21 protein-coding genes, 1 tRNA gene and 1 pseudogene are annotated in these 24,286 nt (G+C 51.4%); 11 read left to right on the forward strand and 12 right to left on the reverse strand.

Annotation, left to right across the window (positions count from 1 at the left end; all coding sequences use genetic code 11):
• Positions 1-24 precede the first annotated feature (24 nt).
• Positions 25-1,809, reverse strand: coding sequence for a cation:proton antiporter (locus tag ACZ48S_RS04115; RefSeq protein WP_464214372.1), 1,785 nt, complete (start codon positions 1,807-1,809; stop codon positions 25-27).
• An 84-nt stretch (positions 1,810-1,893) separates the two neighbouring features.
• On the opposite strand from ACZ48S_RS04115, the gene ACZ48S_RS04120 reads away from it, so the two are divergent.
• Positions 1,894-2,532, forward strand: coding sequence for an MBL fold metallo-hydrolase (locus tag ACZ48S_RS04120; protein WP_464214374.1), 639 nt, complete (start codon positions 1,894-1,896; stop codon positions 2,530-2,532).
• On the opposite strand, the gene ACZ48S_RS04125 is transcribed toward ACZ48S_RS04120, so the two are convergent.
• The 5 genes from ACZ48S_RS04125 to ACZ48S_RS04145 form a co-directional block, all read right to left on the reverse strand.
• Positions 2,529-4,571: a sodium-translocating pyrophosphatase gene (locus ACZ48S_RS04125; protein ID WP_464214376.1), complete on the reverse strand. Its 2,043-nt coding sequence runs from the start codon at positions 4,569-4,571 to the stop codon at positions 2,529-2,531. The two genes, ACZ48S_RS04120 and ACZ48S_RS04125, sit on opposite strands and share 4 nt — an antisense overlap.
• A gap of 34 nt (positions 4,572-4,605) precedes the next feature.
• Positions 4,606-5,250 carry a haloacid dehalogenase gene (locus ACZ48S_RS04130; RefSeq protein ID WP_464214378.1) on the reverse strand — a complete coding sequence of 215 codons (645 nt, stop codon included), beginning with the start codon at positions 5,248-5,250 and terminating at the stop codon, positions 4,606-4,608.
• Complete coding sequence (locus tag ACZ48S_RS04135) at positions 5,247-6,113, reverse strand: thiamine phosphate synthase (protein WP_464214380.1); 867 nt, start codon at positions 6,111-6,113, stop codon at positions 5,247-5,249. Before ACZ48S_RS04135 ends, ACZ48S_RS04130 begins: the two co-directional genes overlap by 4 nt.
• 104 nt (positions 6,114-6,217) lie before the next feature.
• Positions 6,218-6,586, reverse strand: coding sequence for a YraN family protein (locus ACZ48S_RS04140; RefSeq protein WP_464214382.1), 369 nt, complete (start codon positions 6,584-6,586; stop codon positions 6,218-6,220).
• On the reverse strand, positions 6,583-7,221 hold the full coding sequence (locus ACZ48S_RS04145; protein ID WP_464214384.1) for a ribonuclease HII: 639 nt from the start codon (positions 7,219-7,221) through the stop codon (positions 6,583-6,585). Before ACZ48S_RS04145 ends, ACZ48S_RS04140 begins: the two co-directional genes overlap by 4 nt.
• A 99-nt stretch (positions 7,222-7,320) precedes the next feature.
• Between ACZ48S_RS04145 and ACZ48S_RS04150 the strand changes: the two genes are divergently transcribed.
• Positions 7,321-8,967, forward strand: coding sequence for an NAD+ synthase (locus ACZ48S_RS04150; protein ID WP_464214386.1), 1,647 nt, complete (start codon positions 7,321-7,323; stop codon positions 8,965-8,967).
• A 47-nt stretch (positions 8,968-9,014) separates the two neighbouring features.
• On the opposite strand, the gene ACZ48S_RS04155 is transcribed toward ACZ48S_RS04150, so the two are convergent.
• Positions 9,015-10,859 (reverse strand): Maf family nucleotide pyrophosphatase, encoded by a 1,845-nt coding sequence (locus tag ACZ48S_RS04155; protein WP_464214388.1) that lies wholly within the window; start codon positions 10,857-10,859, stop codon positions 9,015-9,017.
• 42 nt (positions 10,860-10,901) lie between these two features.
• Positions 10,902-12,713 carry a translational GTPase TypA gene (gene typA, locus ACZ48S_RS04160; protein WP_464214390.1) on the reverse strand — a complete coding sequence of 604 codons (1,812 nt, stop codon included), beginning with the start codon at positions 12,711-12,713 and terminating at the stop codon, positions 10,902-10,904.
• Between the two features lie 221 nt (positions 12,714-12,934).
• Here typA and ACZ48S_RS04165 point away from each other — a divergent pair, with 221 nt between their 5' ends.
• Positions 12,935-13,924, forward strand: coding sequence for an ATP-binding cassette domain-containing protein (locus tag ACZ48S_RS04165; RefSeq protein WP_464214392.1), 990 nt, complete (start codon positions 12,935-12,937; stop codon positions 13,922-13,924).
• Complete coding sequence (locus ACZ48S_RS04170) at positions 13,921-14,754, forward strand: ABC transporter permease (RefSeq protein ID WP_464214394.1); 834 nt, start codon at positions 13,921-13,923, stop codon at positions 14,752-14,754. Before ACZ48S_RS04165 ends, ACZ48S_RS04170 begins: the two co-directional genes overlap by 4 nt.
• A 16-nt stretch (positions 14,755-14,770) precedes the next feature.
• Here the strand turns inward: ACZ48S_RS04170 and ACZ48S_RS04175 are convergent, their stop codons facing one another.
• The 4 genes from ACZ48S_RS04175 to ACZ48S_RS04190 form a co-directional block, all read right to left on the reverse strand.
• Positions 14,771-15,406, reverse strand: coding sequence for a response regulator (locus ACZ48S_RS04175; protein WP_464214396.1), 636 nt, complete (start codon positions 15,404-15,406; stop codon positions 14,771-14,773).
• A 4-nt stretch (positions 15,407-15,410) separates the two neighbouring features.
• Positions 15,411-18,212 carry a histidine kinase N-terminal 7TM domain-containing protein gene (locus tag ACZ48S_RS04180; protein WP_464214398.1) on the reverse strand — a complete coding sequence of 934 codons (2,802 nt, stop codon included), beginning with the start codon at positions 18,210-18,212 and terminating at the stop codon, positions 15,411-15,413.
• A gap of 117 nt (positions 18,213-18,329) precedes the next feature.
• The gene (locus tag ACZ48S_RS04185) at positions 18,330-20,816 is read right to left on the reverse strand and encodes an endonuclease MutS2 (RefSeq protein ID WP_464214400.1); all 2,487 of its coding nucleotides are present in this window, start codon (positions 20,814-20,816) and stop codon (positions 18,330-18,332) included.
• A tRNA-Asp gene (locus tag ACZ48S_RS04190) sits at positions 20,789-20,865 on the reverse strand. The genes ACZ48S_RS04185 and ACZ48S_RS04190 overlap by 28 nt, the downstream gene beginning before the upstream one ends.
• A gap of 257 nt (positions 20,866-21,122) precedes the next feature.
• Here ACZ48S_RS04190 and rpsF point away from each other — a divergent pair.
• The 7 genes and pseudogenes from rpsF to ACZ48S_RS04225 all read left to right on the forward strand — a co-directional run bounded on the left by rpsF (position 21,123) and on the right by ACZ48S_RS04225 (position 24,285).
• Complete coding sequence (gene rpsF / locus ACZ48S_RS04195) at positions 21,123-21,437, forward strand: 30S ribosomal protein S6 (RefSeq protein ID WP_464214402.1); 315 nt, start codon at positions 21,123-21,125, stop codon at positions 21,435-21,437.
• 37 nt (positions 21,438-21,474) lie between these two features.
• Complete coding sequence (locus ACZ48S_RS04200) at positions 21,475-21,876, forward strand: single-stranded DNA-binding protein (protein WP_464214404.1); 402 nt, start codon at positions 21,475-21,477, stop codon at positions 21,874-21,876.
• Positions 21,877-21,918: 42 nt separating this feature from the next.
• Positions 21,919-22,200, forward strand: a pseudogene (gene rpsR / locus ACZ48S_RS04205) (30S ribosomal protein S18); the annotation flags it as partial.
• A gap of 269 nt (positions 22,201-22,469) precedes the next feature.
• Positions 22,470-22,610: a 50S ribosomal protein L34 gene (gene rpmH / locus ACZ48S_RS04210; RefSeq protein WP_464214406.1), complete on the forward strand. Its 141-nt coding sequence runs from the start codon at positions 22,470-22,472 to the stop codon at positions 22,608-22,610.
• A 36-nt stretch (positions 22,611-22,646) separates the two neighbouring features.
• Positions 22,647-22,979, forward strand: coding sequence for a ribonuclease P protein component (gene rnpA / locus ACZ48S_RS04215; protein WP_464214408.1), 333 nt, complete (start codon positions 22,647-22,649; stop codon positions 22,977-22,979).
• Entirely contained in the window at positions 22,976-23,236 is a 261-nt protein-coding gene (gene yidD, locus ACZ48S_RS04220) for a membrane protein insertion efficiency factor YidD (protein WP_464214410.1), read from the forward strand. Before rnpA ends, yidD begins: the two co-directional genes overlap by 4 nt.
• Positions 23,215-24,285: a PQQ-binding-like beta-propeller repeat protein gene (locus ACZ48S_RS04225; RefSeq protein ID WP_464214412.1), complete on the forward strand. Its 1,071-nt coding sequence runs from the start codon at positions 23,215-23,217 to the stop codon at positions 24,283-24,285. Before yidD ends, ACZ48S_RS04225 begins: the two co-directional genes overlap by 22 nt.
• Position 24,286 lies beyond the last annotated feature (1 nt).

Genomic DNA, 24,286 nt, shown 5'->3' on the forward strand with positions numbered 1-24,286 from the left:
CGTTTGATGGAAATCTCCCGAGGCTCAGGGCGCCAGGTAAATCAACAAGCAGCACTCGCGATCCTTGAGCGGTGTGTCCGGGGTGATGATGGTCAGCCCTTCATTTTTTGTAACCAGAAACAGAGGCAGCGCTTTTTTATTTTCTTTGCTGAAATCCTGGTAGGAATATTTTTCACTCAACTCAGCCGTCTTAATCCGGACGCCATCAAGGTAGAGATCATTCAGGTATTCATAGCTGGCTTCATCGGAAAACAGGATTCGGCCCGGCAGGTGCAGCTTGACATGCCGGGATTTTTTGGCCGAGGGCATTGCCGCCGGTGGCAGCAGATAGGTATTACCGGTACCGAATTCCCGGCCGAAGTGGCGGGCCACCAGGTGATTGATGTTATCATCGGAAGTCATGGCCAGGACATTACCATATTCACGGATGTCCAGTTTGTCAATAATCCCCGGGGCCAGGGCGTCCCCGTAGTGGGCCTTGATTTTTTTACGCCTGGCGTAGGCCGTATTGGATTTGCTGTGGTCGATTATCATTACTGGAATCGAAGCATCTTTCAGCGCTGAAGCGATGTCTCGAACCCAGTTTTGACCGCCGATAAAGATAACTCCCTGGGGGTTGGGGCTGGCAATACCGAAGAACCTGCTGGCCAGGGTAGCCAGTCCGCTGGAAGAGATCACCGTTACCAGTATGACGGCAAAGGTTATCGGCAGCAGGATTTCGGCACCATCAATACCGTTTTCGGACAGCCGCAGTCCAAAAACCGAGGCTACTGATGCCGAAACAATACCACGGGGAGCGATGGTGCCCAGCAGCACCCTTTCTTTCGGTTTTAATTTGGTACGGAAGGAAGCGATAAATACCGACAAGGGCCGGGCCAGTGCAATCAGCAGCAAACTGAACAGCAGGATAGGACCCAGCAGCGGCAGTATAGCTTCAATTTCGATGGTGGCTGAAAGAATTATAAAAAGCAGGGAAATCAGGATCAGCCCCAGTATCTCTTTGAAGTCCACGATGTGTTCCACGCTGACTTTTTTCTGATTAGCCAGTATGACGCCGGCAATCACCGCGGTAAACAATCCGGCATCAGGCTGCAGTATATCGGAAACTATAAAACCGCCGATGACGATGGAAAGCACCACCGGAATCTGCAGAAAATCAGGTATCAGATAACGATGCAGCAGCCAGATGATCAGCGCTGCTGCCAGGCTGCCCAGTACGACCCCGACTATAAGGATTGTCGCCAGGGTAGCGACCACCTGGGTCAGGGCATCCTGCGGGCCGCCGGCAATAATTACCCCGAATACCAGCAGAGCCAGGGTAGCGCCGATGGGGTCAATCAGGATGCCTTCCCATTTTAGGATGGGGGCTATATTACCGCGCAGCCGAAGATGGCGCAAAAGAGGCATTATTACCGTAGGTCCGCTGATGACCAGGATAGCTCCGAGCAGTATGGCCAGCGGCCATTCAAGCGATAGGATCCAGACGCCGCCCAGGCTGCCCAGTATCCAGGTCAGAAGTACGCCGAGGGTGACCAGTTTGATGACCACCGGCGCGGTACGCTTGATTTCATCCAGTTTCAGGATGAGACCGCCTTCAAAGAGTATCACTGCTACCGAGAGTGATATGAATGGGGTCAGCAGGTCACCCAGCAGTTCCGAGGGATGAATCCAGCCGAATACCGGTCCGGCCAGCAGACCGGCGGCAATGAGGATTATTATTGACGGTATGCGGGTGTACCAGCCAATCAGTTGGGCGGTTATGCCAAGCGCCAATATCAGGCCAAGGCCGGCCATCAGGTGTTCGGACAAGGGCTACCTCATCAGCGTATTGATAAAATGTTAAGATACTATATAGTAAAATATAAGCTATGAGCAAAAATCGGGGGTGAATACATGATTGTTGAAACATTAGTTGTCGGTCCTATTGAGGCGAATTGCTATATCGTAGGCGATGAGTCTTCGCTTGAAGGACTGGTCATTGATCCCGGCGCGGACAGCCAAAAAATTATAGATAAGATAAACCAGCTGGGCCTGAGGATTAAATATATCATCCTGACTCACGGTCATTTTGACCATACCGCCGCAACCACAGCGGTAAAACAGGCTACCGGAGCACGTCTGGCGGTGCATGAGGCTGATGCTTCCGTCCTGAATGACGACTTTCTGCCGCGGATGATGGGAATGACGGTGGAAAAGATACCGGAACCGGATATTTTACTCCGGGGTTGGGAAAGCCTTGAGCTCGGCGATATGCAATTCACTGTTTTGCATGTTCCCGGCCATTCTCCGGGCGGTACAGCCTTATACGGCTGTGACGCCGTTTTCACCGGAGATGCTCTCTTTGCCGGTGGTATCGGCCGGACCGATCTCCCAGGCGGTGATTATAATGTGATGATGGAAAGTCTGAATACCCGGTTGCTTACGCTGGACGACGACATAAAAGTTTACCCCGGGCACGGCCCCGATACCACTATCGGAGACGAGCGCCGGGGTAATCCGTTTTTAGTTAATCCGCCCAGGCGGGAATGTTAGAAGATACCGTTCATGTTGGCGATGACCGGGGCCAGCACCAGGGAAACGATGGATACCAGTTTGATCATGATATTAAGTGAGGGACCGGAAGTATCCTTCATGGGATCACCGACGGTATCACCGACAACCGTAGCCTTATGAGCGAGAGAACCCTTGCCGCCATAAGCGCCGGTTTCCACCCACTTTTTAGCATTGTCCCAAGAACCGCCGGCATTGCTGAAAGAAACAGCTAAAATAAAGCCGGTGAAGGTGGCGCCTACCAGGAAAGCTCCCAGGGCTACCTTGCCAAAAATCAGGGCGACAACGATTGGGGCGAGGACGGTCATTACGCTGGGGAGAACCATCTGTTTGAGAGATTCACGGGTGCAGATGTCAACACATTTGGCGTATTCCGCTTTACCGGTGCCTTCCATCAACCCCGGTATTTCCTTGAATTGACGCCGCACCTCATTGACGATGGAGAAACCACTTCGGCCAACCGCCTGCATCGTTAAGGCGCTGAAAACCGCAGGCAGAAGTGAGCCGAGGAAAAGACCGACTAAGACGTGTGGGTCCAAGAGGCTAATCTGTGCGGGAGTGATGCCGACTGCCAGAGTATATGCCAGTAAAAGGGCTAAAGCAGTCAATCCGGCTGAACCGATGGCAAAACCCTTGCCGATAGCAGCGGTGGTATTACCCAATGAGTCCAGGGCATCAGTGCGTTCACGGATTTCATGAGGCATGCCGGCCATTTCCACAATACCGCCGGCGTTGTCAGCCACCGGGCCGTAAGCGTCGGTGGCGTCCTGAATACCCAGAGTGGACAGCATGCCGACAGCTGCGATTGCTATACCATACACGTCAGCGACACTGTAGGCAATAACAATGGCGATGACGATAAAGATCACAGGTGGGGCGACGCTCAGCAAGCCGTTGCCGAAACCGGCAATGATGTTGGTGGCGGCACCTGTCTGTGATGCTTCAGCGATTTTTAGGGTTGGTTTATAAACGTAGGAAGTAAAGTAGTTGGTGCTTTCTCCGATAGCCAGGCCAGCGGCTAGACCAACCAAAATAGCCCAGAATAGACCAATATCAGCGCCCAGCAATGAAACTGCGGCGAAAGCAAAAACTACTGACAGGCCGGCGGCGACAAAAGTTCCGCGGCGCAGTGCATTGAGTAGAGCTGTCATCTGCAGTTTTTCTCCGACGCGGACGGCAAAAATACCAATTATGGAGGCGACGATACCGCCGGCGGCGACCATCATCGGCAGCCACCAGGCCGTGGCCTGGTCAGGTACTAAAGCCAGATCAAGTTGGGTTGAGAACACGGCGATGGTTCCCAATGCCATGGTGGCAACAATGGAACCGACGTAGGATTCGAACAGGTCGGCACCCATGCCGGCGGTGTCGCCGACGTTGTCACCGACAAAATCAGCGATAACTGCGGCGTTGCGCGGGTCATCTTCGGGGATGCTCTGTTCAACTTTGCCGACAATATCGGCGCCGGTGTCAGCGGCCTTTGTGTAGATACCACCGCCGATGCGGGCAAAGATAGCCACCGCCGATGCGCCGAAACCAAAACCGGGGATGATGGCCAGGAAGTTGGGGTCGGAGTTAAAGGCAAAGTACAGGATTGATAAACCCATAAGCCCAATACCGACTACGGACATACCCATGACCGAACCGGCGCGGAATGAAACCTTCAGACCTTGATTCAGGCTGATGGCGGAAGCGGTTGCGGTTCGGGAGTTAGCCCGGATGGCGATGGCCATACCGATATAACCGGCCAGTCCGGAGCATATAGCTCCAAATACGAAAGCCATCGAAACTTTCCAACCGAGGTCAGGCACAACTGCCAGGATGACAGTGACCACGGCCACAAAAATAGCGAGTATGCGATACTCGCGTCCCAGGAATGCCAGAGCCCCCTCTTTGATGGCCTTGGCTATTTCACGGACTTTTTCATTTCCTTCATCCTGGCTGATTACAAATTTCGCAAAGAAACCAGCCAAGACCAGCGCCAGAACACCGCTGACGAGGGCGAGAAAAATTGGATCCACTAGTTCAGATACCTCCTTTTATTATTTTGCTCTCTTATTTAAGCCGATTGTTAAAGGCGTCCAGCAACCCTTCCAGGTGTTTTTGCTGCAGTGAAAGGGTCAGGTCGCTGCGGGTTTTTTCCAAAATACCGCGCACCATGTCAGTGGTGCGCCTCAGGTTTCCAGTGATAGCATCCGGAAAATCAATGGTTATCAGTATCTCATAAATGGCATCCATAATGCCAAGCAATTCTTCAGCCCGGGTCATGTCGCCCCGACGCATGCCGTCAAGAATGTAACGCCGAAGTTCGCCGACAACCTCGCCCATGCCATTGAGATACGAGGCGGAATCCACCGCCAGATCTTCAGGGGAGGGCACCTGCTGTCCGGTTATGACCGCCAGCGTAATGCGGCCCTCCGCGTATTCTTTCTGGGCATCACGGAAGAAGCTTATATTAGTCAGCTCGCCACTTGCTTTGATGCACCCCGCGGCTTCATTGATAAGATCTTCCGCTTTTTGGAGTGAAGCTTCGGCTTCGTCAAACTGTTGCCGGTGAACAGCTCGTATTGACAGGGAGCAGTAGCGAATTGCTTCGCGGGAGAGAGGTAAAGCGTTTTCCCGGGCGGCGTCCTTGTCCGTAAAGGCTCGCCGGATCCCAGAAGCAATGGCATCAAGTCGTTCGCTAAATGAGGCAGTCATCTGATGTCTCCAGGTCGGGCCAGTATCACCGGAACACCGACTTTCAGGCTCAATTCTTCACGGAGACGCGCGTCTGAACAGATAAGATAGTCAACGCCGCTCTCGGCGGCATTGACGGCTTCAGCCGGATCAGTCGCTGAGTAGCCGATAAGCTGTTCAATGGACAACAGGCGTCTTACTAACTCCGGCGGCAGTGACCCGCCGTTAATAGCAACACCGTCGGCTTTGATTCCCCTGGCGATGTCGGTGTACTCACTGATAATGAGCAGGGCTCCGGTTTCCCGGCAGAGCTTATCGGCGGCAACCGCTTGCTGCCATAATTCCTTACGGTTTGAATCTCCAATGTTTAGTTGAAAAGAGGTACCGGATGATAAACTGACCCCGTACATTTCATCAACATTGTGGGCTATGTAATAATTACCGGAGAGCCGGCTGATTTTGGCCTGGCGGGAAATAATACCGACCAATTCTTTCTCAATCTGGTAAACCGCGAAACGTATTTCCTCGAATATATGACTGTCGGCGGCGGCGTCGGGCAGCCGCGACAGCTCCTCCAGCACCCTGACGGACTGTTCTGTCCGCCGGGCATTAGCGATGACGGTCTCGATAAGGTCGTCCGCCTGTTCTTTGGCGGTGCTGTTTTCCTTGCCGACATCATCTGCTGCCGCTCGGGCGGACAGCAGGTCAATACTGGACAAACCGCTGCTGCTGAGCAGCTGGTGTCGGATTTTTTTGAGGCGGGAGGTAAGTACGGCGGAATCCAGGCAGAAACGAGCCACGTCCTCCATCACGCGCAAACCCTCGGATGCGCGGTCGAGGTTGGCATCAAAAGCTCTTAATGCTTGGCTGTGGAATTGAAACAAAGTACTTCCGATTGGGCGTTCATTCAATGTTGCCTTAAAGCGCTTGATTGTAGCATAGTGCGCAGCTTAACGTAAAGATTAATGGTCGATGGTGGGTTCTGGTATCAGGAACCTCGATCCGCCGTTACCGCGTAGGGTATATGATCGATGATGAAGGTGCCATTTTCCTTAAACTCAATTCCAATGAAATCAATGCGCCAGTCTCCGTTGAGGCGGTGCTGGGTCCTGTATTCTTCCGCAGCGGCGATGAGTTTTCGGCGCTTGTTGCGGTCGATGGATTCGGCCGGACAGCCGAAGGCAGCCGAGGTTTTGGCTCTTACCTCCACAAAAACCATTTCCCCGGATTTGCGGGCAATAATATCAATTTCAGCGTTTTTGCTGCGCCAATTGGTGTCAGTGATATTGAAACCCATTTTCTTAAGGTGTTTTGCCGCAATTTTTTCACCCTTTTGACCAATCTCAACGCGGTTCAAAGCAGACTCCTTGTGTTGCGTACCGGGGCAAAAGAAAGGCGGTGGATGTCGCATGGCCCCAGTTTTCTCAAGCATTCCAGGTGTTTGACGGTTCCGTATCCCTTGTGCCTACTGATCCAGTAGCCGGGGAAACGGGCGTCCAGGTCGACCATAAGGCGGTCGCGGACCACTTTGGCAATAACGGACGCGCAGGCGATGGAAACACAAGCGGCATCGCCGTTTACGATACCTTGCTGTGGCAACGGTACTTCTGGCAGTGAAAGGTAGTCAATGAGCAGCGCCTCAGGCTTAGGTGAGAGCTCCATCACTGCCTGCTTCATGGCCAGGCGGGTGGCCGGTACGATGCCATGGGTATCAATATAATGATGCGAAACAATACCCACACCTAAGCTCAGGGCTTTGCCGGTTATTTCCAGGTATAGTTTTTCCCGCTGCGTCGGAGATAGTATTTTACTGTCATTAACTGATTGCAGCCACCGGCTTTTTCTCTGCCGTTTCAGGATAACCGCGGCGGCTACTACCGGGCCGGCCAAAGCACCACGTCCGGCTTCATCGACACCGGCAATGATAGTTAAGCCCTGTTGATAATATTCTGACTCGGCGCGGAAACTGGGAGACTTTATTGCGATGACCATCAGCCGGTGATTATATCACTACGCCGCGGTGAAGACTAAAAAAGCACTTCGATAGGCTGTTGACTTTATTGTCCGCTTTGCCTACGATTAACCGCATATATGAACAAGAAATTGCGCGTCGCCCTGGCACAGGTAAACCCGACTGTGGGTGATTTTACCGGGAATTTGGAAATTATCAGGTCTTACATCAGTCAGGCGCAGACCAAAGGAGCCGATATTGTCATTTTTCCAGAGATGGCATTATGCGGATATCCGCCGGAAGACCTGCTGCTTAAGCCGAGTTTTATAAAGGCCAACTTTGCGGCACTTGAAGAACTCGTTTCCGGTGTGAGCGGTATTACCGTGGTGGTCGGCTTTGTTGATGAAACAGAACGCGGCCTGTACAACGCGGCCGCCGTGATTGAAGATGGCAAGCTGGCCGGTGTTTATCATAAGGCTCATTTGCCCAATTACGGAGTATTCGATGAACAGCGCTATTTCCAGCCGGCGGAGAGTTGTCCTATATTCAACTTGGGCGGTGTGAAAACCGGGATCAATATCTGTGAGGATATCTGGAAAGACAATGGTCCTGCTGCGGTTCAAGCCGGCGCCGGCGCCGAGTTGATTCTGAATATCAGCGCTTCCCCTTATCACAAGGGAAAATACCTGGTGAGGGAAGATTTGCTAAAGCGTCTGTCTCTTGAGAAGCGGGTTTCGGTGGTTTTCTGCAATCTGGTCGGCGGACAGGACGAACTGGTTTTTGACGGCGCCTCGGTGGTTTTCAACCGGCTGGGAACGATGACCGGCCGGGCAGCTCAGTTTCGGGAAGAGCTGCTGGTGACTGACCTGTGGTTCGGGCCAGATGATGCTGAATCGTCGGCCACCGACGGAAGCTACGAGATTGGGTCCTTGCTGGATTCTGAGGCCGAAATATACCAGGCACTGGTGCTTGGAACCCGTGATTATGTCCTGAAAAGTGGTTTCAACGGTGTTATCATCGGCATGTCCGGAGGCGTGGATTCTTCAATAGTAGCTGCCGTAGCAGTCGATGCCCTGGGTCCCGAGGCGGTGCACGGCCTTATCATGCCATCCCGCTATTCTTCGGCGCAAAGCGCGGAATATGCCGAAAAACTTGGCGCAAACTTGGGTATCAAGACTTATACGGTACCTATTGAAAATGTTTTTACTTCTTTTCTTCACAGCCTGGAGGATGTTTTTCAGGGAATGGGGCCTGATGTGACCGAAGAAAATCTGCAGGCCCGCATACGCGGTAATATGCTGATGGCCATGTCCAACAAGTTCGGCTGGCTGGTGCTCAATACGGGTAACAAGAGTGAGGTAGCCACCGGCTATACTACGCTTTACGGGGATATGACCGGTGGGTTTGCCGTTATCAAAGACGTGCCCAAGACGCTGGTATACCGGCTGTGCCGATACCGCAACCGGGCAGCCGGTGAAGAGCTGATACCTGAGGCTGTTATCAACCGCGTCCCCTCCGCGGAATTACGGCCGGAGCAAAAGGATTCCGACAGTCTGCCGCCTTATGAACTGCTGGACCCAATACTCATGGCTTATGTTGAAGAAGACCGGAGTGCCGCTCAGATCATCGCCCAGGGGCATGACGCGGCGACGGTTAGGAAGGTAACCAAACTGGTTGACTGCAGTGAATACAAACGCCGTCAGTCACCGCCCGGTGTCAAGATAACCCCCAAGGCTTTTGGCCGCGATCGACGGCTGCCGATAACCAATAAATTCCGTGGTTTTTAAAAAGCATGATTAATACAGCCAGCAGCGGGTGGAGATATCATTATTGTTCAGACAGTTTGCCATTTTCGGCATTCCGGACAGTTGCCGGATGGGTGCCAGTGAGGCGAAACAGCCGGATGCACACCAAGTTTGAGCAGCAATTCCATCATCAGGCAAACCGGCAATCCTACCACGTTTAAATAGCAGCCCTTGACGACGGCCACTGGATTGAAGTCCTTGTCCTGGATGCCGTAAGCCCCGGCTTTATCCATTGGACTGCCGGAGTTGACATAAGTATCAATTTCATTATCTGTATAATGCCGCATGGTCACCCGGCTGCTTCGGGTGCCGACCTGAGTTTCACCGGTAGCGGCATCGGTAGCGGCCATGGCAGTTATGACGAGGTGCTTCCTGCCGCGAAGCCTTTTTAACATTTCCACAGCATGTTCCGGCGAATTCGGTTTGCCCAGTATTTCATCTTCCAGGACAATGATAGTGTCAGCAGCGATAACCGTGCCGTTTTCGGTGATGGCAGCTATTGCCGCTGATTTAGAACCGGCATGACTGATAGCTTGTTCCTTCGGTGATAGGCCGGCAGTGGGCGCTTCGATAACCGAAGACGGCACGGTGTTAAAAGTCAAGCCCATGGCAGTCAGAATTTCCGCTCGGCGGGGTGACGCCGAGGCTAAAATGAGGTTTTGCCTGGCAGCGAAAGCGCTTTGCTTTGCCGGATTGCGTTTCAAAGCAACCACTGTTTCAATATGATGGGTCTGGGGAAAAAGATCAACCGGTGTAATATCTTCAATGTCATAAGGCCCGTGAATAAGGGTTGTCAGGTCCCGGGCCAGCGCCTCCGGATTACAGGAAACATAAACGAGGCGCCCGGGAGGATAAAAATTGAGTGTCCTGAGCGCGGATGGATGGCAGCCGTTTCTGGCCGGATCAATGATTACGGCATCGGCCAGAGTACCCAAGTGCGGCAGTACTGACTCGGTACGGGCTTCCAGCAGTTCAATATTACCGATGCCGCGGATATTTACTCGGGCGTCTTTTATCGCCGCCTTTGATTCTTCAATGGCTATGGCTTTTTTTACATAGGGTGCCAGCAGCACGGCAAAGGTGCCGACACCGGCGTAGGCATCGATGACGGTTTCCATCCCCGTCAGGTTCAGACGGTGACGGATGATATCCGCCAGTTTTTCCGCCTGAGCGGTGTTGACCTGGAAAAAAGCCGGGGACGAAACTCGGAAACGGCGCCCCTTAAGGATCTCGTGATAATGCTGTTGCCCGGTAATCACCGTTATATCAGGATTCTTTAGACGCGGCTGAATCAGGTATTCATCGGTGTTGATCCCGTAGCGGATCGAAAACTGGGTGGTTTCAGCGCATCGATCCCTGAGAGCCGAAATCAGGCTGTTAATACCCTCGCTCATCAGCATACAGTGGTCAACCGGAACAAAACGACGGGTAACGCGGTTGATGAAGCCGAATTGATTCAGCCGGCGCCTTACCGTAAAACGGGCGTGATTTCGGTATCCATACTCCACGGGGCTGGCTTCCACCGGCCTGAGAGCGGCGGAATCAATATCGGCAGCTTCAAGGTGATGCCGGACGATACTTTGCTTCAGCTCCAACTGGTTTTGGTAAGTTATATGCTGCCACTGGCAGCCGGAGCACCGTCCAAAAAAGGGACAGGCGGCAGAACGCCGGTAGGGTGAAGGCGTGATAACATCTTCAACTACCGCCTCTATTATATCATCATTATTTCGGCGGATTATCCCCGCGGTGACTTTTTCGCCCGGGATGGCGCCGAATACACTGACTTGTTTTCCCTGGTATTGACCGATGGCTTCGCCGTATGGTCCGATATCATCAAGTTCAATCGTAATTATTTCAACAGATTCGTTATTCAAAATGCCACCCTGGATATTGATGGGTAATTGAAGCCTGGGGGTTTATTTTTCCGCCCTTTTACGCTCATGGGCAGAAAGTAGTTTTTTACGCAGCCTGATGCTTTTAGGCGTAACTTCAACCAGTTCGTCATCTTCGATAAAGTCCAATGACTCCTCCAGTGAGAGTCTCATCGGGGGGGTCAGTTTAACGGAGATATCGCTGGTCGAGGAACGGATATTGGTCATTTTCTTTTCTTTGCAGACATTGACGGCAAGGTCGGTGCCACGGGCGTTAAGACCGACTATCATTCCTTCGTATACTTCAGTCATCGGTTCGATGAAAGTAAGCCCGCGCTCCTGGGCGTTGCTCAGCCCATAAGTGACGGCGGTACCGCTTTGGGAAGCTACTAAAACTCCGCTTCGGGTGCTGCCGATTTCCCCCTGCCATGGTTCATATTTTAAAAACAGGGTATTCATGATGCCCCGGCCGCGAGTGGCCGTCAGGAAGTTGCTGCGGAAGCCGATCAAACCCCTGGTAGGAATATGATACTCCAGCCGAACGTTGCCCATGCCGTCATGGTGCAGGTTTGTCATCCGGCCTTTGCGTCTGGCCAGCATCTCGGTCAATTCTCCGATGTATTCCTCCGCGGTATCAATGGTCAGAGCTTCCAACGGTTCAGTGAGGACACCATCCGCGTCCCTGGTTATAGCTTCCGGCTTGGAAAGCTCAAGTTCATAACCTTCTCTGCGGAGTGTTTCTACCAGTATTGACAGATGAAGCTCGCCGCGGCCGGATACCATAAAGACATCCGGTGAAGCCGTATCCTCGACCCGCAGACTGATATTGGTTTCCAGTTCCCGATACAGACGGGCCCGCAACTGGCGGGAGGTGCAGTACTTACCTTCGCGGCCGGCCAGCGGTGAAGTATTTACCCCGAAAGTTATTTTAACCGTTGGTTCACCGATGGTAATTCCCGGCAGCGCTTCCGGCTGCTCCGGACTGGCTACGGTATCGCCGATGTTGATTTCGCCCAGACCGGTAACCGCTACGATATCGCCTGCCTCAGCTTTGCTGGTTTCCTGCCGCGCCAGTCCAAGGTGGGTGAAAACCTCATTTACCTGCTGGCGGCATATTTCCCCGTCTTTATTGATAATAACTACCTGGTCACGGGGTGAAATACTGCCGCGGCGTATGCGTCCGATGGCGATGCGGCCCTTGTGGGTAGAGTAATCCAGATTGGAGACCAGCATCTGCAGCGGGCCGTCATCAATTTCCGGGGCCGGAATTTCTTTGACTATGCACTCGAACAGCGGCACCAGGTCAACGCCTTCGCTATCCGGGTCGTTTACGGCGAAGCCTTCCCTTGAACTGGAATAAATAACCGGATAATCCAGTTGAAAATCATCGGTGGCCAATTCCAGGAAAAGGTCCTGAATCATGGACAGCACTTCTTTTATTCGCCGGGTAGGCCTGTCCATTTTGGTAATTACCACTATGGGCTTTAATTTTTTCTCCAGCGCCTGTTTCAGCACAAAGCGCGTTTGCGGCATGGGGCCATCGGTTGAATCCACCAGAAGAAGACAGCCTTCCGCCATGTTCAGCACCCGCTCAACCTCACCCGAGAAGTCAGCGTGACCGGGAGTATCAATAATGTTTATCTTTTGACCGAGATAAACTACCGCCGTATTCTTTGCCAGGATGGTAATGCCCTTTTCCCGTTCCAGGGCGTTGCGGTCAAGAATAAGTTCACCCACCTCCTGGTTTTCACGGAAAACATGACTCTGCTTGAGCATGATGTCCACCAGGCTGGTCTTGCCGTGGTCGACGTGGGCGATAATAGCGATATTACGAATATCATTACGATATTTGGACACAAAAGTCTCCTTTAATAAATGGCACGGTGAAAAACAGGACAAACAAAAATGACGCCTGAATCAAGCGTCTAGAGTCTGAATCGGTGTCGCTGCGGTCCGGCAACGAAATATAAACTCAAAACCATCTGCAATCATTTTAGCCGTATTCCGTGTGCTTAGCAAGTCTGCATGTTCAGCAGCTTTCTTGACCATGACATTGAGGGGCAGTAAACTGAAGCGCCTTGAAAGAAGAAACCTCACCTGATTCAGCGCCTTTGGCTGTTGAAACCAACGGCCTGGTGAAATTATTTGGAGAAACCCGTGCCGTTGACGGAGTCAGCCTGGCTGTTCCCGCCGGAGGTATATACGGCTTTCTAGGTCCCAACGGCGCCGGTAAAACGACCACTATCCGCATATTGGCAACTTTGCTGAAACCCGACGCCGGCCGAGCCTCAGTCCTGGGCTATGATGTGGTTAAAGATGCGGAAAAAGTCCGCCGCCGTGTAAGCCTGACTGGACAGTTAGCCTCAGTTGATGAGGACCTGACCGGATACGAAAATCTGTTAATGCTGTCCAGGCTGCAGGGGTTCAGCTGGACCCGGGCCAAAGCCAGATCTGAAGAATTGCTGGATACATTTGATTTAGCTGATGCTGCCCGTAAGCAGGTAAAAAATTATTCCGGAGGTATGCGTCGCCGTATTGATATCGCTGCCAGCATTGTAGTAACTCCGGAGTTATTGTTTCTCGACGAGCCTACTACCGGTTTGGACCCTAGAAACCGGAATCAGGTATGGGATATGGTAAGGGCAATGGCTTACCAGGGTACTACTATTCTGCTGACAACCCAATATCTGGATGAGGCGGACCAGCTGGCGGACAGGATCGCTGTTATTGACAGAGGCCGTATTATTGCCGAAGGAACCAGTGGTGAATTGAAAGCCAGGGTTGGTTCCGGAGCGCTTCATCTACGGCTGGTAGAAACTGAAGCGCGTCAAATGGCTGAAAAGCTGCTGGGAGAAGTTCTGGGTTTTGACGTCCACCCGGATAACGACCCGGCAGAATTGCTGGTACGTATAAATGACCCCAGCCATGCGACGCGGGTAATTCTTGAGCTAACCAAAGCCGATATCGGAGTCAGCAGTTTTTCCTTTGGACAGCCCAGCCTGGATGAAGTTTTTTTAACCCTGACCGGACACACCGCTGAAAATGAGAGCACTGAGGTTGCAAATTGAAAAACCGCAATTATTTACCGGCCGGGGGTAAAAACTTCAATAGTGTCCTTTCTGTTGGTCAAAGACCGGAACCATTGTCACCTTGGTCATCGGCACTGGTCTTTACCTGGCGGGCTATACTTAAGATTAAGCACGTTCCTGAACAACTTTTTGATGTGACCGCATCGCCGATAATATTTTTATTGATGTTCACCTATCTCTTCGGCGGAGCGTTGGCTGGTTCACCGGGTGATTATTTACAATTCGTATTGCCCGGCATATTGGTAATGACGGTTATGCTTATTACCATATACACCGGTGTTGGAATCAACAATGATATAAAAAAGGGTGTTTTTGACCGTTTTCGTTCTCTGCCGATATGGAGTCCGGCCATGATTATGGGGGCGCTCCTGGCTGATTCTGTACGTTATACCATGGCTTCGCTGGTGGTGGTTTTGCTGGGGGTTGCTCTCGGTTTTCGGCCCGAAGCCGGCCCTATAGGCGTGCTGTTGTCAATAGCAGTACTTCTTGTGTTTGCCTTTAGCTTATCCTGGGTCTGGATAACACTGGGATTGATCATGCGGACTCCGGAATCTCTGATGGCGGTGAGCATGATGATACTTTTCCCCCTGACCTTTGCCAGTAATGTCTTCGTTATGCCCCAGACTATGCCGGTATGGCTGGAGTCTTTTGTGAACATCAATCCCATTACCCACCTGGTAACAGCTGTGAGGAGCTTGATGTCAGGAAACGCCGCGGCGGAAGAAATAGTAATCGTACTGGCAGCTAGTGCTCTGTTGGTGGTGATTTTTGGTCCGCTGACTATGCGTATATACCGTAGCAGGAAGTAAAATAACCGTACAGCTTTCAATCTTTACTGTCTTCGGAAGTGTCTTGAATTATCTGTTCATAATATTCCGGATATAGTTTTTTGGCGCAATCCGGACAGATTGAATGCGTAAAATCCGCCCCTGCGTGTTCGGACATATAGTTTTCAACTGTCTGCCAGAATCCCCGGTCGTTTCTGATGTGCTTGCAGGAAGCACAGATGGGAATCAAGCCTTTAAGAGTTTTGACGTTCTCCAGGGCTTCCTGCAGCTTGCGGGATAATTCCCGCCGCTCGGCTTCCATCCGGGCTTTGTACAAAGCGATATCCACCGCCGCCCGCAGGTCATTTTCATTGAAAGGCTTGGTGAGATAGCCCAGGGGCTCGGCTTTTTTGGCCTGTTCCAGGGTTGCCGCGTCAGCGTAGGCGGTTAAATAGACAACCGGTATTTCAAAACGGTTTTTTAACTCCAGGGCGGTAGCGATTCCGGAATGGGCGCCTTTGAGCACGATGTCCATCAACGCCAGGTCCGGCTTGTGCTTTTCCGCCATAACCAGGGCGTCATCGCCGTTGGCCGCGGTCCCGACCACCTCGTAATCCATATCTTCCAGACTCAACCGAATATCCTGAGCTGTGATGGCCTCGTCCTCAACCACCAGTATTCTGGCCTTGGTCATGCTCTCAACCTTTCTTGAATGTGATTATAAATTCGGTGCCTTTGTTTTGAAGGTGCTCCAGGGTACCGCCCAGTTGATGTCTGGCTAACGCATTAACCAGCCTCATACCCAGTGACCGGTTGTTCTGCGGGTCAAAATTATCCGGCAGTCCGATACCGTCATCTTTAACCGTCAATCGGTATTCCGCCGTTTTATCCCCTGCAGCCAAGCCCACCCGGATGATACCGCGTCGCCCGGCTGGGAATGCGTATTTCATAGAGTTTGTCACCAGTTCGTTTATTATCAAGCCTAACGGTATGGCGGTGTCAAGGTCCAAAGTAATATCGGCCGCGTCTATCTCGGCCGATATCGCTCCGGGGGATATAGCATAAGCGTGTATCAGATTATTGACCAGTTCATTGACATAATCTTTGATATTTATCATGGCCAGGTCTGGCGACTGGTAAAGCTTGTTATATACCAGCGACATGCTTTTAATACGTTCCTGGCTTTCTTTCAGCATCAGTTTGGTTGGTTCATCCTCAACGAACTGACTCTGCATCTTCAGCAGGCTGGAGATAACCTGCATATTGTTTTTGACCCGGTGATGGATCTCCTTGAGCAGCAGCTCTTTTTCCCGCAATGCCCGTTTGAGGTTATCCCTGGAGCGATTGGCTTCGGTAATATCGCGGGCAATGGTGGAAAAACCGGTAATGGAGCCCTGAGTGTCTTTTATCGGAGAAATTGTGACGGAAACATCTATTAACTTGCCGTCTTTGCGCCGGCGAACGGTTTCCCAATGGCTGGCTGTGCCTGTTTCAAGAATGCCCTTTATAATTTCCGGCGTTTCATTGGCCATGTCAGGGGGGATAAGAGGACTGTTGGTCTGGCCAATCATTTCCGCAGCGGTGTAGCCCAGCATTTTTTCGGCGGCCTGGTTCCAGCTGGTAATGATGCCGTTAAGGTCGCGTCCGATAAGCGCGTCCGAAGAAAATTCAACTATCGCCGCCAGGTGTGACTTGGTTTCCCATATTTGTTTGCTCTCAGTGATGTCGGTAAATATGGTGGCGAAGCCTTTATCTCCCCAGGGGGTGATAGATATGTCGAAATATTTCTCCATTGGGGGGAAATATACTTCAAGGTTTTCCGGGTGGCCGGTCGTGGCCACCCGGGCATATTCCTTGATGTAAGGAGCTTCAGTGGTACCGTAGACCTCGGTGGCCAGCCTGCCGATAACTGAATCTTTTTTGATGTCGAGTATGGATTCAAACATCGGATTAACATCGACTATCTGGTAATCTATCGGCTCACCTTCATCGTCGGTTACCAGTCTGTGTAAAGCCACGCCTTCGGTCATGTTGTTGAACAGCAGTCGGAGCCTGGATTCGTTTTCCTTAAGTGCGATTTCCGCCTGTTTTCTTTCTGTTATATCCTTGATTACATGAACCGAACCGGCGCAGGCGCCTTCAGCGCTGATAATGGGTGAAGTGGAAACTTCAATAAACCGGTTCAGTCCCGGTTCCAGAAATTCAGCGGTGGATTGAACGCAGTTTTCAATTGTATGTACATGCGGACACTCGGGAAATGGTTCATCAGTGCCATGAATGACTTCAAAGCAGTGACGGCCGATAATCTCGGTATCAGGTTGGCTGACCAGTTGGCTAAAGCTTTGATTTACCCGGACAATCCGATGTTTCGGGTCGATGATGGCGATGGGGTCTTTTATGGAATCGAAGGTAGTAGTCCATTGGTCCGCTGCCTGTCGGGTTGCGTCTTCGGCCTTTTTACGGTCGGTTATATCCCTCAGGAATACAATTTTACCGAAGTTTCCTTTATCACCGGCTGTTTTTAAATCGGTAACGGTAGCTTCCAGGTAACGTTCACCATCTGGAAATCCCTTTAACTCAACCGGGGTAGCGTTAAAGCTTTCCAACTGGTCTAGCCACGGCGCAAGAGCTGTCAGGCTGTGAATACTTTGCCCCAGGTGGCGTTCTCCAGAAATACCGGTAAGTTTCTCCGCCGAACGGTTGATATCAATAATACGGTTGTTCTCATCCAACACCAGCATGCCGTCAGGAATCATATCGATCACTATATTCCGGGCTATAGGGGTGATATCCAGCAGCCGGCGCCCGAAAATGGCCAGCAGGAAAAATATGCCGGAAAACCCAAAGGCTACCCGGGTCAGATCATAACCGGGTAAAGGATTCAATCCGGAAACATATATAAGACCGCCCAGCCAGGGTATGGCTACACCTGAAAGCATCAGTACCGCCCGAACACGGAACTCCCGGTGGGTCTGCAGTGTCTGGCGGAGTATCAGCAGACTGCCTCCCAAAAGACAGAAAGTTGAATAACCAATGTTGGAAAACCAGAACCATGGGCCGTGGTGATAGATGATAAGATTCGAGCCGGCCTGTCCGGGGCTGAATGAAGTCCAGATTAACTGATGATACTCATTGGTAGCGGCCAATACCAGCGTGAATACAGGAATGATAAATAAAAGGGTGATACAGCGAAGGGTGAGCCACCGCTTCGCGCCGGCATAGGCTGCGGCGAAGATTAAGAAAAAAACCGGCGTACTCAAACCGCCGATATACTCTAATTTGGAAAGCAGTATTTTAGTTTCCTGAGCGGTGGCTGAGACTTCCAGAAGACCAAAGAGAGTCCAGATAGACGCGGCCGTCATTAGCAGGGTCAATGCCAGCCCTTGACCGGTGTGCCTTTTCCGCCAGGCCACCGCGATTACGCTGACGGTAATAAACAGGGAAACCGCATAGCCTATGCTATAAGGAGTCAGAACAAACGCCGCTGTCGTATCATTCATCAGCTGTACTGAAACTAATTTTCCGTTGTTTATGTTTTTTCGAACGCAAAGTCATGGATTTACCTATGGTAGCATAACGTGCTTCGTTGTCAAGATAATCACCGGTTTACCGGCGGCTTATTTAAGCCGCAAGACCGTCGCACCGTCGCCCCCCTGGTCGGACGGGGCGCTGCGGAAAGAAGCGACCAGCGGGTGTCTGGCGGATTGCTCCCGGACTATGTCGCGAACGACGCCTGTGCCAAAACCATGAATAATGCGCACTTCTGTTAAATTGGCGGACGTCGCGCTGTTCAAATATTCGTCCAGCAATGGTTCGATGTCATCAGCTCTTTTACCGCGCAGATCAAGTTCCAGGCTGATGTATTTATCCGCGGACCGAATGCCGATGCTTTTTTCAGTGTTTTTGCTTTTTGGACCGTTTATTTTAACTACTCCGCTCTTTTCCAGTTTGAAGCGAACGGGTCCGGCGGCAACCTCAATCTGTCCTGATTTCTGGTTGATGTCAACTACACTGGCTTCTATTTCCGCTTCTTTCAGCCATACCGTGTCGCCGATTTTTATTATGTTGTCATCGGCGGTGCTTACGTCTTTAGCTTCCTGTTGCCAGATACCGTGTTTTAGTTGCGCCCTGGCCAATTCGGAAACCTTACGCGCCATGGCTAATGATTCAAAGGAACGTTCTTTTTTCAGTAAGGAATGGGCCTGCTTCAGTTCTTTTTGCAATACAGCCATTTCTTCAACGATACTGTCTCTGGCATTCCGGATAATGGTCTGCTTTTCGTCTTTGATTTTCCTTAGTTCCTCTGCCAGGCGCTGATTCTGCCGGGTAAGGTCCGCCTTTTCCCGTTCAAGGAGTTTATTCAGGTCGCCGAACCGTGTTTTCTCGGCCTGCAGCTCATTTAGTAATTTTTCCAGCTGCCGTGATCCTTCTTCCAACATATTTTTTGCCGCTTTGATGACGCTCTCGGGCATGCCGAACCGGGCAGCGGTGGCGATGGCATTTGAACCGCCGGGTATACCCAATGTCAGTTGATAAGTAGGTTCAAGCGTCTGAGGGTCGAATTCAAAGGAAGCATTCTGCATTCCAGCAGTGGCGTGGGCAAAGGCTTTAAGATCTGCGTAATGAGATGTCGCCGTTCCCAGTACTTTCATTTCATGAAGCCGCAGCAGAATTGCCCGGGCAAGAGCGGAACCTTCCTGGGGGTCGGTGCTGGCGCCTAGTTCGTCGAGCAGAACCAGGTCGCCCTCTCCCATATGGTGGAGAATACGGGCGATGTTGCTGACGTGTCCGCTGAATGTGGACAAAGCCTCCTGGACGCTTTGTTCATCGCCGATGTCGGCATAGATGCCATTGAAGACCGGTAAAGTCGTCCCTGGTTCGGCAGGAACGGGCAGGCCTGCCTGTGCCATAAGGCAAAGCAGCCCGATGGTTTTCAGAGCCACCGTTTTTCCGCCGGTATTCGGGCCGGTAATGACCAGGATCGAATAATCACGGCCTAACTCCAGGCTGAGAGGAACCGCCGTGCCTCCCAGCAGCGGATGCCGTGCGTTGTCCAGTTTGATTACGGCAGGTTCAGATGGGGATGGCTGATATACAACTGCTTCGACCGCTTTAGCACGGCGAGCGTAGAGAGCTTTAGCCAATGCCAGGTCAATAATCGCCGCCGATTCCAGGCCGGCAAGGATACTTTTGCTTGCGCGGCCGATTTCAGCAGAAAGCTCGGTCAGAATTCGCTCGATTTCCCGTCCTTCGGCTATTTCCAGTTCTTTGAGTTCATTACCTGATTCAAGCGCGGCGAAGGGTTCGACAAATACGGTAGCCCCGGAGTTGGAAACATCGTGAACGATACCTTTAATCTCACCCTTGTATTCCGCCTTTACCGCTATCGAAAAACGACCCTCTCTTTCGGTGATAATGGGTTCCTGGATAAATCGCCTTGATGATTCTGATTCAATCAGATGCTGCAGTTTATCGGTAATTTCTGATCTTTTATGACGCAGCTTGCGTCGTATGTCGGTCAGCTTGTCAGAGGCGTCCGACATAAGTTCTCCTTCCGGAGAAATGGTGCGTTCGAGGTTTTTTTCCAGCCGACGGTAATCACCGATTTCCGCGGCGATGGTTGTCAACAGGGGCGTTTCCGCGGCGGTTTCTGATAATTTGGATTTCAGATGTCTGAGTACTCCCAGGCTGCGCCGAATCTCAGCCAGTTTTTTAGTTTCCAATATACGGCCAAGTTCGGTGCTGTGAACCTCTTGGCTTATGTCGGATAGACCGAATATCGAAAAACCAGGTTCCATCTCTAGTAAGGTCCGGGCTTCAGCGCACTCCTTTAGCCAGGCATGGATCCGGGAAATATCAGTTGATGGATCTAGGGCTGATGCTTTTTCTCTGCTCAGCTCAAAAGAGCAGTAATCAGCGATCATACTGCGGATGCGGGGAAACTCCAGCAGGGCAAGGTCTTTTAACAACATCGTTTTGGTTACAACGGCGCCTTTTTCCAATGTTTGGGATAGCACCAAAGGAATATTAGCAATATTAAAGACTGAGTTCAAACAGGGAAAAACATAGAAAAAAATGGCGACCCCGATGGGATTCGAACCCACGATCTCCACCGTGACAGGGTGGCATGTTAGACCGCTACACCACGGGGCCGCGCGACGGGAAAATATACCGTAATATTGGGCCTGCTGTCAAACAGGCAGGCCTTGCGGACGATAAAACGCTTTCCTCTCAGCCCCGCGAAGCCTGTTAAAAGGGAAGCCCCGCTGCGCCGCTGACCGGGAAGTTAGTTGAATAGAGTCGGCTGTTGTTAGACAAGAGGGCTTATGCTATAATACCGCGGTATTTTTATACAAAGTGTAACTTGGGAGGGAACTACCATCGCTGTTAAAGACAAAAAAACCCGTGAGATGACCGATTTTCTGCGGACGCGGACTGAGCCGGTCAGGAATTATGAGCTGGTTACCATTTACCGCGCTGAGCTGGACCAGGAAAAACTGGACGGCAGTATAAAACATGTTACCGACATGATAAGTCAGAGCGACGGTGAAGTTGAAGCAGTTGACAAGTGGGGCAAGCGAAAACTGGCTTATCCCATTCATCTTCAGAACGAAGGGATATACGTGCTGATAAAATTTTCCGCTGTATCCTCCTTGGTTAGGAAGATTACCGCCGATCTGCGTCTTTCGGAAAACGTTTTAAGGCATATGGCGATTAAGCTGTAATCAGTCTCAGCCAGCCTAGCCTTATCCAGGAGTTTATATGGTCAGTTTGAATAAAGTGATGATTATTGGTAATGTCGGTAATGACCCCGAGATGCGTTTCACGCCTAATGGTCAGCCGGTAACCACTTTCAGCGTGGCTACCAACCGCCGGTATGAATCAGCGGACGGGGAGCGCAAAGAAGAAACAGAGTGGTTCAGAGTAGTTGCCTGGAGAAAACTGGCGGAGCAGTGCAATCAGATTCTGTCCAAGGGAAGACTGGTTTATGTTGAAGGGCGCTTCCAAACCAGGACATGGGAAAACCAGGATGGACAGAAGCAATACCGCACTGAAGTAGTGGCCAATACAGTAAGTTCGCTGGACCGGCCTCCGGCGGCATCTGCTGATAATAACCCCGGTGAAACTAGTAACGATATTACTCCGGAAGACCTACCTTTTTAGAAAAACCGGAACGGTATAATTTTAATATTCAGGAGAAAGAATTTGGTAGCATCACGAGGATTTGGTTCAAGGCCGCAGGGAAGACCGGGCGGGCGTTTTGGCGGTCGCGGACGTTTTCAGGCGCGGCGCAAAGTGTGTGCCTTTTGCGCCGATAAAAGCATAGTCATTGATTACAAAGACACGGCCCGGTTGAGCCGTTATATTTCCGAAAGAGGCAAGATAAATCCGCGGCGCCGCAGCGGAACCTGCGCCAAGCACCAAAGGGCGCTGGCCAACGCCATCAAGCAGGCGCGCATGATTGCCTTATTGCCTTATGTTCCCGACCACATCCGGCAATCCGGTGTGTTCTGGACGGTAAGCCCGGGAGTTCCGAAGACAGCCGCGCCGGCTGCTGAAACGGCAGTTGAGCAGCCGGTTGAAGCCGGGCAAGCGAAAACAGAAGAGAAAACTGAAGCAATGACGAATGAAGCCGAAGTTGCCGCTGCTGAATCTGAAACCGAAAAGCCCTCCGAGGGCGAAGCCGAGACTGAAAATTCGGCAGAGAAGCCAGCACAAGAGTAGATAATTTCTGATTTAATGTGTGAGGAATAAAAGTGCCCAAAAGGACATACCAACCCAAAAAAATACCTCGGAAACGAGAGCATGGTTTCATGGCCCGCATGGCAACCCGTGGCGGGCGCAACGTATTAAAAGCCCGTAGGGCCAAAGGACGTCTGCGCCTGACTGTTGTTTAATGACAGTAGCCCCGCAGACCATGAGTCGGAGGGGCGATGGAAAAAAGCCGAAGATTAAGAAAGAGTCAGGATTTTCGCCGGATTATGGCACGCGGCCGGACATGGGCCGATAGAAACCTGGTATTAAAAATAGAAACCAATGAAATCGGCGGAACGCGCATCGGCATAATAACCAGTAAAAAAGTGGGTGGTGCCGTGATGCGCAACCTGATAAGACGGCGATTGAAAGAGATAATGCGCAGTCTACCGCTGGGTGAAGGTTATGACATAGTAGTTATAGCGCGGCTTCCCGCCCGGACAGCGCCATTTTCAGAACTGGCTCAGAGCGTGCGAAAATTAACCTGGCGGGCCGGATTGGTGAACAAATGAAAAAGACGGCACTCTGGCTGATTAGGCTGTATCAGAATAGCATTTCCAAGGCGACGCCGCCTTCTTGCCGATTTTTGCCTACCTGTTCCCAGTACACTTACGAAGCAATTGCCAGATTCGGTGTTATTAAAGGAATTTGGCTGGGGAGCAAAAGACTGGCCCGCTGCCACCCCTTGAACAAGGGAGGGTATGACCCGGTGCCGGACAAGCCTTGGGGTGCGAAGGAGAATAATTGTTGTCACTATCTAAAAAACTAATTACAGTTGTCCTAATGCTGACTGTTATAACACTAACGGTCAGCGGGTGTCTTGGGGGAGCAACACGGCCGCTTGGCTGGAGCGGTGTGGCCGTAGCCGGGGATGATTTGTACTACGCCACCCGCGACGGGCGGCTGGTATCAATAGACCAGGATAACGGGAATCTCAACTGGCAGACCGAGTTGGAAAAAAGCCAGGGAGTTTATAACTCTCCCCTGGTGGTCGGTGATGATATTTATGTAGCCACTTATGGCGGCTGGATTTTCGCGCTCAACAGCGCCGGCACTCTTAGATGGACACATCCATCTGATAATAAATTGCACGACCCGGTGGTCAGCGGCCTGGTTTATGAAAACGATATGCTTTACTACGGGAGTGATGATGGACATATATATGCGCTGGACGCCGGGTCCGGAACCAGGACCTGGGAATTTAAAACCGATCGCAAGATATGGGCTACCCCGATTATTAACGACGGCATATTGTATATCGGCTCCTTTGATAGTAAGTTTTATGCCCTGGATGCTGAAACCGGAAGTCAGATATGGCAGTTTGAGGCGGACGGCGTATTCAATGGAACCGCGGTAATATATGAAGACAACGTTATTGTCGGTTCTTTGGACCGGAACATGTACGCTCTGGACAAGGAAACCGGTGAACTGGCATGGAGTTTCCAGGCTGAACGCTGGTTCTGGACGCAGCCAGTTGTTCATGACGGCGTAATTTATGCTCCTAATACTGATAATAAAGTTTATGCGGTTGAAGCGTCCAGCGGCAATCTGGTGGCTGAATACGAATTAAACGCTCCGGTATCTTCTACCCCGGTTGCCGTGAACGGAAAAATAGTAGTTGCTGACCAGGGCGGCACCATTTTTATTATTGATCCCGCGGAAGGGACCAGCGAAATATTAACCGAACTTGAGGTTACAGTCAGGGCGCCATTGGCTGCCAGCGGTGATGTAGTTTATGTTCATTCACAAACTAATGAGGCGATTTACGCTCTAAACATAGTCACCGGCGCTCAGATATGGCTGCACACTGTTCAATAGA

This window comes from Dehalogenimonas sp. NIT-SK1, from assembly GCF_055384165.1.

Bases quoted from the DNA above. Each gene is read 5' to 3' on its own strand.
- ACZ48S_RS04150 (WP_464214386.1), top strand. From the start codon at position 7,321: ATGAACAAGAAATTGCGCGTCGCCCTGGCACAGGTAAACCCGACTGTG.
- ACZ48S_RS04180 (WP_464214398.1), bottom strand. From the start codon at position 18,212: ATGAATGATACGACAGCGGCGTTTGTTCTGACTCCTTATAGCATAGGC.
- rpsF (WP_464214402.1), top strand. From the start codon at position 21,123: ATGACCGATTTTCTGCGGACGCGGACTGAGCCGGTCAGGAATTATGAG.
- ACZ48S_RS04175 (WP_464214396.1), bottom strand. From the start codon at position 15,406: ATGACCAAGGCCAGAATACTGGTGGTTGAGGACGAGGCCATCACAGCT.
- ACZ48S_RS04120 (WP_464214374.1), top strand. From the start codon at position 1,894: ATGATTGTTGAAACATTAGTTGTCGGTCCTATTGAGGCGAATTGCTAT.
- yidD (WP_464214410.1), top strand. From the start codon at position 22,976: ATGAAAAAGACGGCACTCTGGCTGATTAGGCTGTATCAGAATAGCATT.
- rnpA (WP_464214408.1), top strand. From the start codon at position 22,647: ATGGAAAAAAGCCGAAGATTAAGAAAGAGTCAGGATTTTCGCCGGATT.
- ACZ48S_RS04145 (WP_464214384.1), bottom strand. From the start codon at position 7,221: ATGGTCATCGCAATAAAGTCTCCCAGTTTCCGCGCCGAGTCAGAATAT.
- ACZ48S_RS04200 (WP_464214404.1), top strand. From the start codon at position 21,475: ATGGTCAGTTTGAATAAAGTGATGATTATTGGTAATGTCGGTAATGAC.
- ACZ48S_RS04130 (WP_464214378.1), bottom strand. From the start codon at position 5,250: ATGACTGCCTCATTTAGCGAACGACTTGATGCCATTGCTTCTGGGATC.